General features: G+C 42.9%; 1 protein-coding gene. It reads right to left on the bottom strand.

All coding sequences use genetic code 11. The annotated features are described in order from the left end of the window. The coding region (locus MMA19_RS26500) for a pyridoxal-phosphate dependent enzyme (protein WP_240207781.1) at positions 1–387 on the bottom strand (387 nt) is incomplete at its 3' end. Between the last annotated feature and the right edge of the window lie 124 nt (positions 388–511).

Below are 511 nucleotides of genomic sequence, written 5' to 3'. Positions count from 1 at the left end.
ATCACCATGCAAAACGACTTCTGCGGAGTAGTCGCACGTTGCCGCGACTTTGGATTTCGGCGCACCTTTTGGCATCACCACTTTACCGTCAATACCCAGCATCGCGCAGGAGAGCGAAACCCCTTGCGCATGGTTGCCCGCAGAGCAGGCCACTACTCCTTTACGTTTTTCCGCATCAGTCAGTGAACTTAATTTATTAAATGCGCCACGAATTTTAAATGAACCAGTACGCTGCATGTTTTCGAATTTGAGGAATATTTCACCTTTGCAACGTTCACTAAAATAGTTGGAGCGAGGCATACCTGTTTTATAAATTCGCCCAGCCAGTCGTTGTTTTGCTTCAATGATGTCATCAATAGCAACCGGGAGATCGTATGTAATATGCATTATAAAACCTCTTCGCCTGAATTAAATATGTAGGTAACCGTAACCGACACCTGCAAGACAGACAGGTGGATTATTTATGTTTAAATAAAAACAAATAACTAACCAACTTCTATTAATTGCCTTC

Source organism: Vibrio sp. CyArs1, from assembly GCF_022432925.1.
GTDB classification, from domain to species: domain Bacteria; phylum Pseudomonadota; class Gammaproteobacteria; order Enterobacterales; family Vibrionaceae; genus Vibrio; species Vibrio mediterranei.
This window is presented reverse-complemented; position numbering and strand designations above follow the sequence as displayed.